The 16,739-nt window shown below is 72.4% G+C and carries 15 protein-coding genes; 6 read left to right on the top strand and 9 right to left on the bottom strand.

All coding sequences use genetic code 11. From position 1 onward, the window contains the following. Positions 1–9: 9 nt before the first annotated feature. A complete protein-coding gene (locus ACWIGU_RS21225; RefSeq protein WP_454403007.1) occupies positions 10–852 on the top strand; it encodes a hypothetical protein in 843 nt (280 codons plus the stop codon). A 19-nt stretch (positions 853–871) separates the two neighbouring features. Here ACWIGU_RS21225 and ACWIGU_RS21220 read toward each other — a convergent pair whose 3' ends face one another. The 5 genes from ACWIGU_RS21220 to ACWIGU_RS21200 all read right to left on the bottom strand — a co-directional run bounded on the left by ACWIGU_RS21220 (position 872) and on the right by ACWIGU_RS21200 (position 6,897). Then, positions 872–2,371 (bottom strand): phytoene desaturase family protein, encoded by a 1,500-nt coding sequence (locus tag ACWIGU_RS21220; RefSeq protein ID WP_454403005.1) that lies wholly within the window; start codon positions 2,369–2,371, stop codon positions 872–874. 59 nt (positions 2,372–2,430) lie between these two features. Further along, on the bottom strand, positions 2,431–3,045 hold the full coding sequence (locus tag ACWIGU_RS21215) for a DUF4126 domain-containing protein (protein ID WP_454403003.1): 615 nt from the start codon (positions 3,043–3,045) through the stop codon (positions 2,431–2,433). A gap of 369 nt (positions 3,046–3,414) precedes the next feature. Beyond that, entirely contained in the window at positions 3,415–4,023 is a 609-nt protein-coding gene (locus ACWIGU_RS21210) for a TetR/AcrR family transcriptional regulator (RefSeq protein WP_100592205.1), read from the bottom strand. 35 nt (positions 4,024–4,058) lie between these two features. Beyond that, complete coding sequence (locus ACWIGU_RS21205; protein ID WP_454403001.1) at positions 4,059–6,143, bottom strand: YhgE/Pip family protein; 2,085 nt, start codon at positions 6,141–6,143, stop codon at positions 4,059–4,061. Beyond that, on the bottom strand, positions 6,115–6,897 hold the full coding sequence (locus ACWIGU_RS21200; RefSeq protein WP_454402999.1) for an ATP-binding cassette domain-containing protein: 783 nt from the start codon (positions 6,895–6,897) through the stop codon (positions 6,115–6,117). Before ACWIGU_RS21200 ends, ACWIGU_RS21205 begins: the two co-directional genes overlap by 29 nt. 160 nt (positions 6,898–7,057) lie before the next feature. On the opposite strand from ACWIGU_RS21200, the gene ACWIGU_RS21195 reads away from it, so the two are divergent. From ACWIGU_RS21195 to ACWIGU_RS21185, 3 genes are all read left to right on the top strand, one after another. Next, positions 7,058–7,612, top strand: coding sequence for an SAV_6107 family HEPN domain-containing protein (locus ACWIGU_RS21195; protein ID WP_454402997.1), 555 nt, complete (start codon positions 7,058–7,060; stop codon positions 7,610–7,612). A 128-nt stretch (positions 7,613–7,740) separates the two neighbouring features. Further along, positions 7,741–8,511: a methyltransferase gene (locus ACWIGU_RS21190; RefSeq protein WP_454402995.1), complete on the top strand. Its 771-nt coding sequence runs from the start codon at positions 7,741–7,743 to the stop codon at positions 8,509–8,511. A 274-nt stretch (positions 8,512–8,785) separates the two neighbouring features. Further along, entirely contained in the window at positions 8,786–9,196 is a 411-nt protein-coding gene (locus tag ACWIGU_RS21185; protein ID WP_100592210.1) for a DUF3040 domain-containing protein, read from the top strand. A 149-nt stretch (positions 9,197–9,345) separates the two neighbouring features. Here ACWIGU_RS21185 and ACWIGU_RS21180 read toward each other — a convergent pair whose 3' ends face one another. From ACWIGU_RS21180 to ACWIGU_RS21165, 4 genes are all read right to left on the bottom strand, one after another. Further along, positions 9,346–11,763: a transglutaminase TgpA family protein gene (locus ACWIGU_RS21180; protein ID WP_454402994.1), complete on the bottom strand. Its 2,418-nt coding sequence runs from the start codon at positions 11,761–11,763 to the stop codon at positions 9,346–9,348. Between the two features lie 34 nt (positions 11,764–11,797). Continuing rightward, complete coding sequence (locus ACWIGU_RS21175; protein ID WP_454402992.1) at positions 11,798–13,147, bottom strand: DUF58 domain-containing protein; 1,350 nt, start codon at positions 13,145–13,147, stop codon at positions 11,798–11,800. Next, positions 13,147–14,166, bottom strand: a complete 1,020-nt coding sequence (locus ACWIGU_RS21170; RefSeq protein ID WP_454402990.1) for an AAA family ATPase — start codon at positions 14,164–14,166, stop codon at positions 13,147–13,149. Before ACWIGU_RS21170 ends, ACWIGU_RS21175 begins: the two co-directional genes overlap by 1 nt. A gap of 196 nt (positions 14,167–14,362) precedes the next feature. Further along, positions 14,363–14,911, bottom strand: coding sequence for a beta-class carbonic anhydrase (locus ACWIGU_RS21165; protein ID WP_454402988.1), 549 nt, complete (start codon positions 14,909–14,911; stop codon positions 14,363–14,365). 318 nt (positions 14,912–15,229) lie between these two features. Between ACWIGU_RS21165 and rsmH the strand changes: the two genes are divergently transcribed. Both rsmH and ACWIGU_RS21155 read left to right on the top strand, forming a co-directional pair. Then, positions 15,230–16,189, top strand: coding sequence for a 16S rRNA (cytosine(1402)-N(4))-methyltransferase RsmH (gene rsmH / locus ACWIGU_RS21160; RefSeq protein ID WP_454402986.1), 960 nt, complete (start codon positions 15,230–15,232; stop codon positions 16,187–16,189). A 25-nt stretch (positions 16,190–16,214) separates the two neighbouring features. Next, on the top strand, positions 16,215–16,736 hold the full coding sequence (locus tag ACWIGU_RS21155) for a hypothetical protein (protein ID WP_454402984.1): 522 nt from the start codon (positions 16,215–16,217) through the stop codon (positions 16,734–16,736). Positions 16,737–16,739 lie beyond the last annotated feature (3 nt).

The following is a 16,739-nucleotide window of genomic DNA, read 5'->3' as shown; positions in this document are numbered from 1 at the left end:
GGGGCGTACATGGGCTGGACGGTCCTCTACATCGCGTTCGGAATCGTCGCGTTGTGGCTGCTCGGTGAGGTACTGCTCCAGTACAAGGCGAGGCTGCGCTTCCGGCTGCTCGCCTTCGTCGGCTTCGTCGGCGTCGTCCTCGGTGTGCTGATCCCGTCGGTGATCGTCATCGGGATCGGTGCCATCACGTTCGCGGTCGGCCAGACGTATGTGACGCTGTCGTTCCGCAGGGGCTTCTCCACGGGCTGGGCGCTCGGCGGGAACCCTGGCGCGAGCAAGCGCCGCAAGCTCAGGGAGCCGGTCCACCAGGACCCGGTCCTGGAGGTCTCCGACCTGGAGTACGAGTCGGCCGCCCCGGACGCCCCCGAGCCCGAGCACGAGTCCGCGGCCGAGGCGACGTCGGTCTACGCGCCGCAGCCGATGCCCGACGACACCGGCCAGTACGGCGTCTACACCCCGGCCGCCGCCCACACGGACTCTGCCGCACAGGGCTACGCCTACGACGCGTACGCGGGCTACGACCAGCAGCAGTACGGCTACGACAACGGCCAGCAGCAGTACGCCGCCTACTCCGACCCGTACATCGGCACGCAGACCTACCCGGCGCAGCCCCAGTACGACGACGCGTACGGCACGGGACAGCAGTACGGCGACCCGTATGCGAACGGCGGCTACGGCATGGAGACGCCGCCCGGCGGGGTCTGGGTGCCCCAGCAGCGCACCGGCGACGACCAGCACCAGCAGTACGGCGGCGAACTGCCCCCGGAGCAGCCCTACCCGTACGAGCAGAACGGCCAGGGCGGCTACGACGGCGGCTCCGGCTACAACGAGCAGCAGCAGTACCGCTACTGAACCCGGCGGGTGTCGCCCGTCACTGCGAGCCGCGGAAGTCCGGGCCCTCCACGATCAGCCCGGCCGCCAGCGCGCCCGACATCCCCGCGTGCGGCAGCCCGCCGCCCGGGTGCGACCAGCCGCCGACGGCGAGCAGGCCCGGAACGAGCGTGCTGTTGGACGCGTGCAGGAGCCGGCCGGAGGCCGCTGCCAGGGCGGGCGCGGGCACCGAACCGCCGTCGGCTCCGGTCGCCTCGGCGACATCCGACGGCGTGCGGACCTCGTGCCACAACAGGCGGTCGCGCAGCCCGGGGACCGCCTGCCCGGCGGCGTCGATGACCCGCTCCACGTCCGCGTCGGTCACGCGCGCGCCGTGCGCCACCGTGACCACCAGCGTGACCACCTCATGGTCCGGGTCCGGCACCACGGAGGCGTCGTCGGGACGCAGGACCGTGACCGTGGGCCGCTGCGCCACCGCCGTGCCCCCGCCGAACAGCGAGGCCAGCTCGTCCTGCCGGTCCGCCGCGTGCACGACCGTCCGGTGCGGGGCGTCGCCGGGACGCGCGCCGCGCAGCGCCAGGAACACCGTCAGACGGCTCGGCAGCGCCGACTGCGGCGCCACGTCGTCCTCGCCCCTGAGCGCCCGCCCGGGCAGCAGCGCTTCGAGGACGCCGGGCGCCACACCGGCGACCACGAAGTCGGCCTCCACGACCCTGCCCCCGGCCAGCTCGACGCCCGCCGCCCGGCCGTCCTTCTCCACGATCCGCGCCACCGGCGCGTCGAACTCGAACTCGACCCTCCGCCGAAGACACCGCTCGTACACGGCCCGCGCCAGCTCCCGCATCCCGCCGCGCACCGCCCAGGTGCCGAACGTCTGCTCCATGTACGGCAGCACGGCCGCGCTCGCCGGAGCCGTACGCGGATCGAGGCCGCACGCGAGCGCGTACTGCTCGAGGAGCGCGACTAGCCGCGGGTCCCCGCCCAGCTCGAGAGTGGCGACCTCGGAGAGCGTCGTCGCCGACAGGTCCTTGCGCAGCATCCGGCGGCGGACCACCGCGGGGTACGGCTCGCGGTCCGCGAGGATCCGCCAGTTCGGCCACAGTGGCTCTTCGAGGAGCGGGCGCCGGGTGCGGTCCCAGGCCTCGCGCGCCCGGTTCATGAACGCCGACCAGTGCGCCCCCGAGCCCTCGCCGAGCGCCGCGTCCAGGGCGTCGGCGATGCCCGCGCGCCGCGCGTTCGCCAGGTCGACCGCCGTGCCGTCCGCGAAGACGTGCCGCACGGCGGGCTCCACCTGGGTCAGCCCGACCGCGTCCTCCAGGGGTTCCTTGCCCGTCTTGATGAACAAGTCCCGGTAGACCGCGGGCAGGTGGAGCAGCCCCGGGCCCGTGTCGAACGAGAAGCCGTCCCGGGCGAAGCCGCCGAGCGCCCCGCCGTACGTCGACGCGCGCTCGTACACCGCCACCCGGTGGCCTGCCACGGCCAGCCGGGCAGCGGCCGCCATCGCGCCCATCCCGGCGCCGATCACCGCAATCCGTGCCATGTCAGCGACTTTATCGGCCCCCACTGACACCCTGGCCGACAGCCCGCCCGGGGGCCGGATCAGCCCGGCGGCGCCCCGGGGTGGTCCGCGATCCGCCGCTCCTCGCGCCGTTGCGCCCGGCGCCGCAGGAACCGCCGGATCCGCGAGATCAGGAAGTACAGCATGAACAGACCGAGGAAGAGCAGGACGGCGGCGATGATCGCGGCCGCCTCGGGATGGAACATGGCGAACGTGATGATCCCGGCGACCCCGAGGTCCTCGGCCGAGCTCACCGCGAAGTTGCTGAACGGCTCGGGCGAGGTGTTGATCGCCATGCGTGTCCCGGCCTTCACGGCGTGGCTGGCCAGCGCCGTCGACCCGCCGACCGCGCCCGCGGCGAGGTCGGACAGCGACCCGCTCTGGCCGGCGAGCAGCGCGCCCACCACCGCACCCGACACCGGCCGGATCACCGTGTGCGCGGTGTCCCAGAGCGAGTCCACGTAAGGGATCTTGTCGGCGACGGCCTCGCACAGGAACAGCACCCCGGCGGCGATGAGCACGTCGGTGCGCTGGAGCGACTCGGGGACTTCGTCGGTCAGCCCGGTCGCGCCGAAGACGCCGAGGAGGAGGACCACCGCGTACGCGTTGATCCCGCTCGCCCAGCCGCTGGTGAAGACCAGGGGGAGTACGGACACGGACGTGATCGTAACCAGTCGGGAACTGCGCGTCCTGGGCCTGAGCACCCAGGCCTGAGTATCCGTACCTAGTACGTGAGATGAGTAGCTGCGCGGATGGGGTCCGACCTGCGCGGACGGGAGAGTGGAGGCACGGAAGGGGGCGCGGCGCCGGTACCGCCGACACGGGGCGGCGGAACAGCGCTTCGCCCCCTTGGCCGCTCCTCCCGCCACGGCGGGGCGAGGTCCGGGGGCCCGCACGACCGACGGGCCCACGGGGGAACACGGGGGATACGGGGAACACGGGGGACGCGCCGGTCCGGTGAGGCCTGAGAATTCGGGCCACGCCGGACCGGCGCTCCGTTGTCTCCCCTTCGCGCTCGGGAGCGGTCAGCGGCCGCCCGTCACGCGTCCCTGGAGCAGCCGCGACAGCGCCGCGTGGACGTCGTCCAGGGAGCGCTCCGGCTGGAAGGCCTGCCAGTCGAGCGCGGCCACCAGGACCATGCCGACCAGCGCGGCCGCCGTCAGCGGGATGTCGATCTCCTCGCTCAGCTCACCGCCCTCGACGGCGTCCCGCAGCACGTCCTCCACGACGGCGACGGCCTCCTGCCTGACCACGGCGAGGGTGGACTGCCAGGCGCGGTTCGTGCGCCACAGCTCGGCCACGTACAGCTGGGTGAAGGCCGGATAGCGGTCGATGAAGACGAGGCCGGCCCGGATCATCGCGTCCAGGGCGTCGATCTTGCTGCCGCCGCTCGCGGCCGTCTTCTCCGACGCCTCGCGCAACGAGGCGGTGAGAAGCCCGACGCCGTGCCGGAGCAGCTCTTCGAAGAGCACCGACTTGCTGGCGAAGTTGTAGTAGACCGTGCCTTTCGCGACCCCGGCACGCTCGGCGATCTCGTCGACCGTGGTGGCCGAGAACCCCTGCTCCGCGATGAGCGTGACCGCGGCCTCGTACAGCTTCTGCCGGGTGGCCTGGCGCCGTGTGCTGCTTTCCATACCCCTGATTCTCACAGGCGGCGGTGCGGGTGCGCTCACAGGCTGAGCTCGGGGTGCAGCCGGTCCAGTGTCCACACCTGCTTGCCGCGGGCGCTCAGCGCCGTCAGGGCCAGCGCGCCGGCCGTGAACGCGGCGAGCACGGCACACGCCTGCCACACGGGTCCGAGGCCGCCGCCCGAGATCAGTCTCCGCAGCGCCTCGACGACGTACGTCATCGGCAGGAAGGGGTGGATCGCGTTGAAGAAGCCGGGGCTCGTCTGCACGGGATACGTGCCGCCCGCCGACGTCAACTGGAGCATCAGGACGGCGAGTACGAGGATCCGGCCCGCCGCTCCGAAGCGGGCGTTCAGCCACTGCACGATCGCCGCGAAGCACGCCGTGACGAGGAACAGGAAGCCGACCGTTCCGGCCGCCCTGACCATCTGGAGCCCCAGCGCCCAGTGCAGCACGGACATCAGGGCGGCCACCTGGAGCACCCCGAGCGCGGCCACGGGCAGCCAGCCGGCCAGCGCGATCCGCCAGGCACTGGCGCCCGCGGCCAGTGCGCGCCGGTTGAGGGGCTGGATCAGCATGTAGGCCACCATCGCGCCGACCCACAGGGACAGCGGGATGAAGTAGGGGGCGAATCCGGTGCCGTAGTTGGGCGCCTTGTGCAGGGACTGCGAGGCGAGCTGGACCGGGTCGGACATGACGCCGGTGCGCTGGTCGCGGTCCTTCTTGTCGTAGTCGGGGATCTGCTTCACCCCGTCGTGGAGCCCGCCGGCCAGCTCTCCGGAGCCGTCGGCCAGCTGGAACATGCCGCCGTTGAGATCGCCGGCGCCCGTCTTCAGCTTGCCGACGCCCGTGTCGAGGTCCGCCGAGCCCGTCTTCGCCGTGCCGAGCCCGGTGTGCAGTTGCTTGGCACCCCTGGCGACCTGGCCCGCGCCCTTGTTGAGGGCATTGATCTTCGAGACGGCGGTGGCCACGTCCTGGTCGAGCGTCGGGGCGTGCTCGGCCAGCGCCTCGGACTGGTGCTGGAGCGTGGCGAGATGGCGGTCGAGGGTGTCCAGGTCGCCGTGGTCGTCCTCGATCAGGACGTTCAGGTCGTCGGCGACCTTCGCCACGTCGGCCGCCGCCACCTTGGCCTTCTTCAGGTCGGGGCAGGCCGCGTCGGGCAGGGGCAGGGTCTCGCAGCGCGCCTTGTAGACCGCGTCCAGGGCTTCGGACCCCGCGTGCGCGCCCTTGGCGGCCGTCGGCGCCGTCTTCACCAGGACGTCGAGGTTGTGCCGGATGCCCTTCGCGGAGTCGGCGACGAGGCGGGCGGTGTCGCCGATCGCCTTCTTGTTGTCCTTCAGGAACGGGCGCACCTGCCCGGCGACGCCGTTGACCTTGTCGGCGAGGAGCTGGGTGCCGTCGGAGACCTGCTTCGAGCCCGACTCCAGGTCCCCCGCGCCCTTGTTCAGCTTCTTGATCCCGCCGGCCAGCTCACCGCTGCCCTTCTTGGCGTCCTTCAGACCGTCCGCCAGGTCCTTGGCCCCCTTCTTCGCCTTGCCGATACCGCCCTTGAGCTGGTCGGCCCCCTTCGCGGCCTTCTTGGTCGCGTCGTGGATGTCGGAGAACGAGATGAAGATCCGGTCGAGGAACGAGCGCGACGCGTTGGTGGACGCGGCCGAACGCACCTCGGAGAACACCGTCCGCGAGATCTGCCCGACGATGTAGTTGTTGGCGTCGTTCGTCCGCACCTGAAGGGCGCCGGTCTCCGGGGTGTCCCCGGAGCTGGACGCGATGCGCTCGCTGAAGTCCGCGGGCATCGTCAGCGACAGGTAGTACGTCCCGTCCTCGACGCCCTTGCGGGCCTGCGCCGCGCTCACCTCGTGCCACTCGAAGGTCTTGCTGTCGCGCAGCCCCTCGGTGATGTCGTCGCCCGCCGCGACCTTCTTGCCCGCGGCCCGCGCCCCCTTGTCGTCGTTGACGAGCGCCACGGGAATCTTGTCGAGCCGCCCGTACGGGTCCCAGAACGACCACAGGTACAGGGCGCCGTACAGCAGGGGCAGCAGCAGGAGCGCGGCGAGCGCGGCGCGCGGCAGCTTCCCCCTGCCGAAGCGCCTGAGCTCAAGCGCGGCCAGCTTCGGCGAGCGCATCCGCCGTCTCCTTCTCGTCGGTCCCGGGATTCTCGGGGCTCTGCTCGTCCGCTTCGTCGCGGGGCGCCGTCGATACGACGACCGCGCCCTTCGGCGCCTCGCTGCACACCGCCACGACCGTCGTGCCGGACTGGGCGACGGACCTCAACAGGTCCCAGACCTGCGTCCGTTCGGCGTCCGAGAGCTTCAGGTCGGTGTCGTCGACGCCGAGCAGCCGCGGCCGCCCGATCAGCGCGAGGGCCACCGACAGCCGGAGCGCCTCGATCCGCTCAAGGTCGCGCACGGCGGTGCGGGTGCCCTTCGGCAGCGCCCCACGGTCGAGGCCCGCGGCGGTCAGCGCGGTGTCGATCCGCAGCCGCGAGGCGGCCGCACGCTCGGCCCGTGGCCGCAGCAGCGTCCGCAGGGAACCGTCGAACCGCCGCTGCAGCAGCGCCCGTTCGCGCAGATGCTCCTCCACCGTCAGCGCGGGATCGAGGTCGGTGACCCCGGGCACATGGGCCAGAGCGCTGATCCGCCGGACCGCGGACAACTGCTTCGGCAGCCGGAAGGGGCCGACGGACGCGGCGCCCTCGGTGGGCCGCATGCGTCCGGTGAGGGCGAGCAGCAGGCAGGTGCGGCCCGACCCGGACGGCCCTTCGACGGCGACGAGCGCCCCGGGCTCCGCGTCGATGCCCACCCCGCGGAACGCCCAGCCGCGCGGGCCCTTGAGCCCGAACCCCTCGGCGCTGACGGCGACCGCGTTCGGACCGTCCATGGTCAGGCCCCCACTTGTTTTGAACTGACTGGTCAGTGCAAAAGCTAGCCCGATCTGTCGCTCGAAGCAAAAGCGCAGGTCAGGGCCGATTGTCAGTGGCGTACTCCACGATGGACACATACGGCCACTGAGCCGTCACGCAGACGACAGGAGGTTCGTCATGGCTGGACATTCAGCAGCGGCCGCACGCCGGCCCCGCGCCACAGGCCCTGCACCCTCGCTGACCGGACCCGCCGCCGACGTCCACCCCGTACTCCGCCGGGCAACTGCCCCTCCCGCCGCTCTCGACCTGCTCGCCCAGGCGCGCACGGGCCTCGACGAGGCGGCCCTCCTCGAAACGCCCAACGAGCGGTACGCCACGGCCCATCTCGCCGCGCTGCGCACCGCGGCCGCCGTACTCGCCGCCCGCGGCCGCCCCGAACCCACGCCCCGACGCCGCGCCCGGATACGGAGCGCCTGGGAAGTGCTCCCCGAGATCGCACCCGAACTGACCGAGTGGAGCGCCCTGTTCGCCTCCGGCGCCACCCGCAGGGCACGCGCCGAAGCGGGCATCCAGGGAGCGGCCGGCATCCGCGACGCGGACGACCTGCTCCGCGACGTCGCGATGTTCCTGCGCCTCGTCGAGCGGATGCTGGTCCTCCAGCCGCTACTGCCCCAGCCCAGGGCGCAGGACGAAGGCCCGGCGGCGGGCCGGGAGGTGCCCGACGTGGGGTGACCGGACAGCTCTCACGAGGCAATAGGGTGGAGGCGCCCGAAGCCTCCACCCATCGCCGTGCCGGTGGGGGAGGAATCCCCATCGCTCCGCAGCCCATGAGCCGGAGCCGCGCCGAGGAGTCACCTGTCGTGTCGGACCCGATGCGCCCCCGCGCTTCTCTCCGTACCGCCGTGGTCTGGGACGTTCTCAAGGACGCCCTCGACCGTCGCGTCAAGGCCACGGGGCGCGAGTCGCTCGACGTGCTCGACACCGGAGGTGGCAGCGGCAACTTCGCGGTGCCCGTGGCCGGCCTCGGTCACCGCGTCACCGTCGTCGACCCCAGCCCGAACGCGCTCTTCGCACTCGAGCGCCGCGCGGCCGAGGCCGGCGTGGCCGACCGCGTGCGCGGGGTGCAGGGCGACGTCTCCGGACTCTTCGACGTCGTCGAGCGCGACGGATACGACGTGGTCCTGTGCCACGGCGTCCTGGAGTACGTCGACGACCCGGCCGAGGGCGTACGCAACGCGGTGGGCGCCCTGCGCTCCTCCGGCGTCCTCAGTCTGCTCGCCGCGGGACTCGGCGGCGCCGTGCTCGCCCGGGCACTCGCCGGGCACTTCAAGGAGGCCCGGCAGGCCCTCGGCGACCCGGCGGGCCGCTGGGGCGACGGCGACCCCGTGCCGCGCCGCTTCAGCGCCGAGCAGCTCACCCGGCTCGTCGGATCCGCGGGCGTCGAGGTCGGCGCGGTGCACGGCGTACGGGTCTTCGCCGACCTCGTGCCGGGCGTCCTCGTGGACACCGAACCGGGAGCCCTCCAGGAGCTCCTCAAGCTGGAGGCCGCCGCCGCCGAGGTGCCCGCCTTCCACTCCGTCGCCACGCAGCTGCACGTCCTCGGCGAGAAGCAGGGGACCCCCGAGGCCTGACTGCCCCCGGTGACGCGCCGCTGATCAGCGGCGCAGCGGCGGATGGAGTACGCCACAGGCCCCCCGCTTCGGCGTCGGGCGCCGTATGATCGAGGGAGCCGGTCCGGCATGACGGGACGGCCGCCGGGGCATTAAGGCCTCAGCGAGCCGGAGCGGAGTGGTGGTCCTGGTTGGCGAAGTTGGCGTAGAGGGGCGGGTTTCACGGGGGCGATTCCCTGCCTATCCTGAAGGGGACCCCCGGTCGCCCCGGCGACTGCACGATGAGGAGGACTCCGTGCCGCTCTCGGAGCACGAGCAGCGAATGCTCGAGCAGATGGAGCGAGCGCTGTACGCCGAAGATCCCAAGTTCGCGACAGCGCTTGAGGGAAGCGGGCTGCGTACGTACACCCGACGTCGGGTCTACCAGGCAGTCGCCGGCTTCCTGGTGGGTATCGCGCTCCTCATGGCCGGAATGGTCGCACAGCAGATCTGGATCAGCGTGGTGGGGTTCCTCGTCATGCTGGGCTGCGCGGTGCTTGCCGTGACCGGATGGCGCAAAGCGCCCAAGCCCGGTGAACAGCCGGCTGCCGGAGCAGCGCCAGGAGCGCCGCCGGCCGCGCGGCGTCAGGGCAAGCAGCGCCGCTCGATGATGAACCGGATCGAGCAGCGCTGGCAGCGGCGCCGAGACGAACAGGGCGGCCACTGAGCCCCCGCCGGACGAAGTCCTCACGGGATCAACGGTCCTCGCAGGAACAGACGTAGCTGAGGGGTGACCACTCACGGGTGGTCACCCCTCAGGCGTATCCGCGCGCCGGCGCCTCAGCGCGCCCGCTTGCGCACGAGCGGCCGACCCCCTCAGCTCTCCTGGCCGGAAGGCCGCCGCGGACGCCGCAGGAGCGTCGATTTCCGGGCCGTCCAGCGGGAGCCCAGCGCCGCCCAGCGCTGCGAAAGGCTCCACGCCACTCGAACGGTCGAGCGCGGTGCGAGCGTCGCCCGCAGCCGGGCCGAGCGGCTCGACTTGGCGTGCAGGCCCTGCTCAAGGCGGCGCACGTCGTCCCCGAGCCCCGCCGTCGGCTGCGGCCTCGGCGCGTAGAGGACCTGCTCCACCGCGGCCGCCACCCGATGCACGGAGTCCGCCGCCACCTGGTCGAGCTGTCCGACGCGGATGATCCGCTCGGCTGCCTTGCGCGGCGTCTGCGACTCGTCCGGTGCGATGCCGTGGTCCCACGCCGTATCGGTCACTTCCAGCCACGCCGCGAGGGCGCGTGCCGCCGCGTCCCCGTCCGTGCGGCCGGGCGAGCCGAGCCGCACCGCCCGTACCCGCCGCCGCCACAGCATCGGGAGCAGCGGCACGAGCACCACCAGCAGTACGCCGAGCGCGATGAGGGCGATCGTGCCGAAGGGCGGGCCGTCGCCGCCGGAAGCGCCGATCACCGCGGGCGCGGTGTTCGAGCAGCCGCCCAGCTTCCGCTCGGCCGCCGGGCAGTTGTCCGACGCGGAGGGCTGCCCCGCCGACGGCTCCGACGAAGCGGCCTCGCTGGGCGCCGCCGAGTTGCTCGGGCTGCCCGCCGGGGTGTTGTCACGCGTGTAATCGGGCGCCGTGCCGCGGTTCGGCGTCGGCTCGAAGCGGGTCCAGCCCACGCCCTCGAAGTACAGCTCAGGCCACGCGTGCGCGTCCCGCAGGCCAACGGACATCCGGCCGTCCGCCTGCGGAGAGCCCGGCGTGAAGCCCACCGCCACCCGCGCCGGAATCCCCAGAGTTCTCGCCATCGCGGCCATCGAGAAGGAGAAGTGGACGCAGAAGCCTTCCTTGTCCTTCAGGAAACGGGCGATGGCCGAGGAGCCGCTGCCCGCCCGGACCTCCGTGTTGTACGTGAAGCCGCCGCTCACGGCGAAGTAGTCCTGCAGCTTCACGGCCCGCTGGTAGTCGTTCGCCGCGCCCTCGGTGACGCGCAGCGCCGTCTTCTCGACGATCGCCGGCAGCGAGGACGGCACCTTGGTGAACTCCCGGCGCAGCTCGCTCGGCGCCGCGGGAGCGTTCGCCAGCTGCTCGGCGGTCGGCTGCACGATCAGGCTCTCGACGCCGTACTTCTTGCCGCGCGTGGTCTGGTTGTGATCGCCGACGAGGGTCCGGCCCACCGGCTCGTACCGCCAGCGTCCCGAGATGTCGACCTTCGTCGTCGGGTAGGGGAGCGGCAGCCAGTCCTGGGCGTACCAGCCGGCCGCCGCGATGTTCGTGCGGATCTCCGTCCTGCGGACGTCCGCGCCGAGGCCGCGGGGGCTCGGGAACGGCGAGGGCACGTCGATGATGCTGCGCCTGGCGGGCCGCCAGGTCGTCCCGTCGAACTCGTCGAGGGAGACGATCCGCAGATACAGGTCCTGGGTGTTCTTCGAGTTCGTGCGGTACGACATCACCTCCCGGTCCTCGGGCTGGTTCAGGCTGTTCTGAAGGGAGACCAGGGGGTTCACGGCGGAGATGGTGCCGCCGCCTCCGGATCCCACACCCGTCCCCGTGCCCGACGGGCCGAGCAGGCCGCCGTCGAGCGCGGGCAGCGCGAGCGGCACCACCAGGGCGATGCCGAGCGCGAGCGCGCCGATGCGGCGGCCCGTGCGCATCGGGGCCACGGCGTCGGCCGTGCTCTCCACCGCGCCGCCCGCGCGGCCCGGTGAGCGGGCCGTACCACCGAAGACGCGCCCCCACTGCGAGAGCCGGTCCCGGCCCTCGGAGAGGAGCAGCAGCAGATAGCCGCCGGCGGCGAGCAGGAACCACAGCCAGTCGGTGGAGCCCTGGGAGAGGCCCGCGGCGACCGAGTAGAGGGCGAGCAGCGGCAGCCCGGCGGGCGCCGCGCTGCGGAACGTCACCGCGAGCGCGTCGACCGCGAGGCCGATCACCAGGACGCCGCCCACGAGCATCAGCCGGATCCCGTCGGACAGCGGCGCGGGGATCGCGAACCGCCCCACATCGTCGCCGCCCGCCTGGAGCAGCTCCCCGAAGTGACGGAACGCCTCCGGCCCCGGCAGCACCCCGCCGATCGCCTGGGTGTTCGCGAACAGCAGAGTCAGCAGCAGCAGCGTCACGAGCGCCTGCACGGCCACCGTGAGCGGCCGCGCGAGAGGCACGCGCCGGGTCAGCGCCCCCACCCCGGCCTGGACGACCAGCAGGAACGCGGCCTGGACGATCCAGGTCGCCATGTCGACGAGCGGCAGCAGGGCACACGCCGCCATGAACGTGGCCGCCGTCGCACACAGCGTCAGCCGAGCGCCTCCACTCATGACCGCGCCTTTCCCCCGGTGACCTCACGCATGATCAAGAACCCCACCCCGCCACCGCCGGTCCGCTCTCCGTGCCCGTGGCCGCCCGGTGCCGGTCGGCGTCCCGCCACAGCTCGGTCAAGGACGTGCCGGGCGGGACCGCGTGGGCGGACCAGCCCGCCTCGCGCAGCATCCGCAGCCGCTCCTCGCAGCGCTCCGAAGGTGCGCCGCGCGTCCAGGCCCCGCTGTCCAGGACGAAGGCGACGGCGCCGCCGCTGCGCTGCCGCATCTTGGCGGCGACCGCCGTCTGTTCCTCGTCGAGATCGCCGAAGAAGGCCACCAGCAGCCCCTCGTTCCCCCCGCGCAGCATGTCGTAGGCGCGCGAGAGCCCCGAGCCGTCCGAGTGGTCGACGACGGCGAGCGTGTCCATCATCAGTCCGGCCGCGTCCGCCGACTCCTGGCTGGCGCCCGCGAACCCGTCGGATCCCTCGCCCGGCACCGAGGTGCCCGTATCGGTCAACAGGCGTACGGAGAAGCCCCGTTCGAGCATGTGGAACAGCGTCGACGCCGTACCGGACACCGCCCACTCGAAGGCCGAGTCGGGGCCCGCGCCCTGGAAGGCGCGGCTCCGGGTGTCGAGGAGCACCGTGCAGCGGGCCCGCTGCGGCTGCTCCTCGCGGCGCACCATCAGTTCGCCGTATCGCGCGGTCGAGCGCCAGTGCACGCGGCGCAGGTCGTCTCCGTAGCGGTAACCGCGCGGGATCACGTCGTCCTCGCCGGCCAGGGCCAGCGCGCGGTTGCGCCCGTCGCCGTACCCCTTGGCCTCTCCGGTCAGCCGCACCGCGGGCAGCGGCTCCACGCGCGGGATGACCGTGAGGGTGTCGTACGTGGAGAAGGAGCGGGACAGTTCGCACAGGCCGAACGGGTCCGTCAGGCGCAGCTGGAGCGGGCCGAGCGGATAGCGGCCCCGCAGGTCCGAGCGCACGCGGTACGACACCTCGCGGCGGCCGCCCGCCTCCACCCGGTCCAGGACGAAACGGGGACGCGGCCCGAGCACGTACGGCACCCGGTCCTGGAGCATCAGCAGGCCGGTGGGCAGCCGAGAGACGTTGTCCATCCGGAGATGGACGCGGGCCTCGCTGCCCGCGGGCACGCGCGCGGGGGACAGGCGTCGGCTGCTCGAGACCCGGTAGCGCGTGCGGTAGAGCACGAACGCGCAGACCAGCGGCAGCACGGCGAGCAGCAGCCCGACCCGGAGGAGATCGGCCTGCCCCAGGACGTACGCGCAGATCGCCGCCGCGATCCCGGCGGCCAGGAACGAACGGCCCCTGGTGGTCAGCCCCGAGAGCGCGACCCGGAGGCCGCCCTTGTCGTCGTCCCCCCCGGAGCCTCCCCCGTCGGCCATCACAGCCTCCGGGCGCCGGGCGGCTGCTGGCCGTACATCGGGGATCCGTGGCCCGAGGCGGCCGGGACCGCCGTGTGCTGGAGGATCTCCAGGACGACCTGCTCGGACGTGCGGCGGTTCAACTGGGCCTGGGCGGTGGGCAGCAGGCGGTGCGCGAGGACCTGCACGGCGAGCCCTTGCACGTCGTCGGGCAGCGCGTACTCGCGCCCGCTCAGCGCCGCGGATGCCTTCGCCGCCCGCAGCAGATGAAGCGTGGCGCGCGGCGAGGCGCCGAGTCTGAGGTCGGGGTGGCTGCGCGTGGCGGCGACCAGGTCGACCGCGTACCGCCGCACCGAGTCGGCCACGTGGACCGAGCGGACGGCGTCGACGAGCTTCACGATGTCGTGCGCGTGCGCCACCGGCTGGAGGTCGTCCAGCGGGGAGGCTCCGCCGTGGATGTCGAGCATCTGCAGCTCGGCCTCCGCGCTCGGGTAGCCGATCGACACCCGGGCCATGAAACGGTCGCGCTGCGCCTCGGGCAGCGGGTACGTGCCCTCCATCTCGACCGGGTTCTGCGTGGCCACCACCATGAAGGGGCTGGGCAGCTCGTACGTCTGCCCGTCGATGGTGACCTGGCGCTCCTCCATGGACTCCAGGAGCGCCGACTGCGTCTTCGGGGACGCGCGGTTGATCTCGTCGCCGATCACGATCTGCGCGAAGATCGCGCCGGGTTTGAACTCGAAGTCCCTGCGCTGCTGGTCCCAGATGGACACACCGGTGATGTCCGACGGCAACAGGTCGGGCGTGAACTGGATGCGACGCACCGAGCAGTCGATGGACTTGGCGAGCGCCTTCGCCAGCATGGTCTTGCCGACGCCCGGCACATCCTCGATGAGCAGGTGCCCCTCGGCCAGGAGCACCGTCAGCGAAAGCCGTACGACCTCCGGCTTGCCCTCGATCACACCCTCCACCGACCTGCGGACCCGCTCCACAGTGGTGGTCAGATCAGTGAGGCTCGCTCGATCGTCATAGGTCGTCACCCGGCCCTCCTCGGCCCGTACTTTCCGGGCCGACGCTCTTGGCTGCGGCCCGGCCCACCCCGAAACACGGACACCACGCGCGACGAGTTCCGTCTCCTCGCACGAGGTGCCACTCCGCATTCTTGTTGCCGTTACCGGTTCGTGTCATCCGCCTGTGGATAACTGCCAGCGGTATGTCGGGTCTTACGGCCTTTTGTTACGCGGGATCGATCTCCCGGAGGAGACCCGTCTTCACATCGAAGACGAATCCGCGCACATTCTCGGTGTCCACCAGGAACGGGGACGTCCGCACGCGCTGCATCGACTGGCGCACGTCCTGGTCGACATCGCGGAACGCCTCGACGGCCCAGGCCGGGCGCTGGCCGACCTCCATCTCCAGCTCGTGGCGGAACTCCTCCGTGAGGCTCTCCAGGCCGCAGCCGGTGTGGTGGATGAGGACCACACTGCGGGTGCCGAGCGCCCGCTGGCTGATGGTGAGCGAGCGGATGACGTCATCGGTGACGACGCCGCCCGCGTTGCGGATGGTGTGGCAGTCGCCCAGTTCGAGACCCAGGGCGTCGTGCAGGTCGAGCCGGGCGTCCATGCACGCCACGACGGCCACCTTCAGGACGGGCCGGGCGTCCATGCCGGGGTCGGCGAACGCCGCTGCGTAGCGCTGGTTCGCCTCGACAAGTCGGTCGGTCACGGTGCCGTCGACGGGTATGGCGCCTTCGGACTCGGCAGGGAGGGATGCGGAAGTCGTCATAGCTATGACGGTAATGGTCACTCCCGGGACAAGCCCGCTGTGAGAGGGGACAAAGAACGCCATCGCGGCTTGTTGTGAGGTAACCCACAGAGGCGGCGCCGACTCGCCCGTACGGGTGAATTCGCCTGGTCCGTGGCGTCGCGAAGAGGAGGCGCGCGACGCGCAGGCCGGTTGATTGACCGGGCGACACCGTGGACTAAAGTGACGCGGAAACCCCAGGAAACACCGAAGATCCCGGCACTTCACCGGACTCTTCACCACGTGCGCGACGGGCACCCCGGCGGTGCGTGGGCGCCGCGCCGGAACTGAGAGGGCCCCTTGAGCCAGACCCGACATGTCCCGGTGATGCTCCAGCGCTGCCTGGACCTGTTGGCCCCGGCCCTCGCCGAGCCCGGCGCGGTCGTCGTCGACTGCACGCTCGGCCTCGGCGGACACAGCGAGGCCCTCCTCTCCACGTTCCCCTCCTGCCGCCTCGTCGGTCTCGACCGCGACAAGGAGGCCCTGCGCCTCTCCGGTGAGCGCCTCGCCCCGTTCGGCGACCGCGCCACCCTCGTACACGCCGTCTACGACGAGCTGCCCGAGGTCCTCGGCCGGCTCGGCATCCCGCGCGTGCAGGGCGTCCTCTTCGACCTGGGCGTGTCCTCCATGCAACTCGACGAGGCCGACCGCGGCTTCGCCTACGCGCAGGACGCGCCGCTCGACATGCGCATGGACCAGACGACCGGAATGAGCGCCGCCGAGGTCCTCAACACGTACCCCCCGGGCGAGCTGGTGCGGATCCTGCGCGCGTACGGCGAGGAGAAGCAGGCCAAGCGGATCGTCTCGGCGGTCGTGCGAGAGCGCGAGAAGGAGCCGTTCAGCAACAGCGCCCGGCTCGTGGAACTGATCCGCGACGCGCTGCCGCAGGCCGCCAAGCGCACCGGCGGCAACCCCGCCAAGCGCACTTTCCAGGCCCTGCGTATCGAGGTGAACGGCGAGCTCAGCGTCCTGGAGCGGGCGATTCCGGCCGCCGTGCAGGCGCTCGCCGTAGGGGGACGTATCGCGGTCCTGTCGTACCACTCGCTCGAGGACCGGCTCGTGAAGCAGGTGTTCGCGGCCGGCGCCGCGAACACCGCGCCGCCCGGGCTCCCGGTCGTCCCCGAGCGCTACCAGCCGCGGCTCAAACTGCTCACGCGCGGCGCCGAGCTCCCCACGGAGGAAGAGGTCGCCGAGAACCGCCGGGCGGCCCCGGCGCGGCTGCGGGGTGCACAGCGCATCCGCGAGGAGGTCGCCGGGTGAGCTCCGGGCGCGCGAGGAGGGGCCGATGAGTCCCAGGGGTGAACTGCGGGGGAGGGCCGCGCGACTCGCGCGGCTGCTGCCCTCGGGGCCCGCGGGCGGCAGCCAGGCCGCCCGCACACCGTTCGTGCTCCTCGTCGTGCTGCTGCTCGGCGGCGGGCTGATCACGCTCCTGATGCTGAACTCGGCGCTCAACGAAGGGTCGTTCAGGCTGAACGACATCAAGAAGCAGACGACCGACCTCACCGAGGACGAGCAGGCACTCCAGCGCGACGTCGACGCGTATGCGGCCCCCGACTCCCTGCAGCGCCGCGCCCGCGAGCTGGGCATGGTCCCCGGCGGCGACCCGGCCTTCCTCAACCCCGACGGCACCGTGCGCGGCGTCCCCGGCGCGGCGGCCCCCTCCGCGCTGTGGCGCCCCGCGCCGCCCCCGCCCGAGGTCGTGGGCAGGACGCCGAGCCCTTCGCCGACCCCGTCAGCGACCCCCAAGGCCACGCCGAACCCCACGTCCTCGCAGGTGAAACCCGCGCCCTCGACCTCCGGCAGGTGACGG

The organism is Streptomyces sp. NPDC055400 (assembly GCF_053644375.1).
This window is presented reverse-complemented; position numbering and strand designations above follow the sequence as displayed.